Genomic DNA, 1536 nt, shown 5'->3' on the forward strand with positions numbered 1-1536 from the left:
ATCAGCGAACGTCTGATGCTGGTTGCTCATGGGTGGAACGTTGACTACTCGGCACGGTCCTTCAAGGTCACTAGTACTGCTTCGGCGTGGAACGTGAATCGAGGGGGTACCGGGTCGGGCACGCTGTTGGGTGTCTGAAGGTACGGGCCTGGAGGCCTGTGTCCTTCGGTTGCCGGCCCCAGTGAACTCGCCCGTGTGGGCGGGGTGGTGGGTGGTTGGTCGTTGTTTGAGAACTGCACAGTGGACGCGAGCATCTGTGGCCAAGTTTTTAAGGGCGCACGGTGGATGCCTTGGCACCAGGAACCGATGAAGGACGTGGGAGGCCACGATAGTCCCCGGGGAGCCGTCAACCAGGCTTTGATCCGGGGGTTTCCGAATGGGGAAACCCGGCAGTCGTCATGGGCTGTCACCCATGCCTGAACACATAGGGCATGTGGAGGGAACGAGGGGAAGTGAAACATCTCAGTACCCTCAGGAAGAGAAAACAACCGTGATTCCGGGAGTAGTGGCGAGCGAAACCGGATGAGGCCAAACCGTATGTGTGTGATACCCGGCAGGGGTTGCGCATGCGGGGTTGTGGGATCTCTCTTTCATGGTCTGCCGGCCATGAGACGAGTCAGAAACCGTTGATGTAGGCGAAGGACATGCGAAAGGTCCGGCGTAGAGGGTAAGACCCCCGTAGCTGAAACATTGACGGCTCGTTTGAGAGACACCCAAGTAGCACGGGGCCCGAGAAATCCCGTGTGAATCTGGCGGGACCACCCGCTAAGCCTAAATATTCCCTGGTGACCGATAGCGGATAGTACCGTGAGGGAATGGTGAAAAGTACCGCGGGAGCGGAGTGAAATAGTACCTGAAACCGTGTGCCTACAAGCCGTGGGAGCGTCGCTGGCAGCACTTGTGCTGTCAGTCGTGACTGCGTGCCTTTTGAAGAATGAGCCTGCGAGTTAGCGGTGTGTAGCGAGGTTAACCCGTGTGGGGAAGCCGTAGCGAAAGCGAGTCCTAATAGGGCGTTTGAGTTGCACGCTCTAGACCCGAAGCGGAGTGATCTAGCCATGGGCAGGTTGAAGCGGCTGTAAGAGGTCGTGGAGGACCGAACCCACCAGGGTTGAAAACCTGGGGGATGACCTGTGGTTAGGGGTGAAAGGCCAATCAAACTCCGTGATAGCTGGTTCTCCCCGAAATGCATTTAGGTGCAGCGTCGTGTGTTTCTTGCCGGAGGTAGAGCACTGGATAGGCGATGGGCCCTACCGGGTTACTGACCTTAGCCAAACTCCGAATGCCGGTAAGTGAGAGCGCGGCAGTGAGACTGTGGGGGATAAGCTCCATGGTCGAGAGGGAAACAGCCCAGAGCATCGACTAAGGCCCCTAAGCGTACGCTAAGTGGGAAAGGATGTGGAGTCGCAGAGACAACCAGGAGGTTGGCTTAGAAGCAGCCACCCTTGAAAGAGTGCGTAATAGCTCACTGGTCAAGTGATTCCGCGCCGACAATGTAGCGGGGCTCAAGCGTACCGCCGAAGTCGTGTCATTCATACG

Annotated in this window: 1 rRNA gene (cut by a window edge); it reads left to right on the forward strand. The window is 57.4% G+C overall.

Annotation, left to right across the window (positions count from 1 at the left end):
• Positions 1-258 precede the first annotated feature (258 nt).
• Positions 259-1536: ribosomal RNA gene (locus AB0436_RS30475) — 23S ribosomal RNA — on the forward strand (it continues 1485 nt past the right edge of the window).

Origin of the sequence: Streptomyces sp. NPDC051322 (assembly GCF_040689485.1) — a bacterium.
GTDB lineage: Bacteria > Actinomycetota > Actinomycetes > Streptomycetales > Streptomycetaceae > Streptomyces.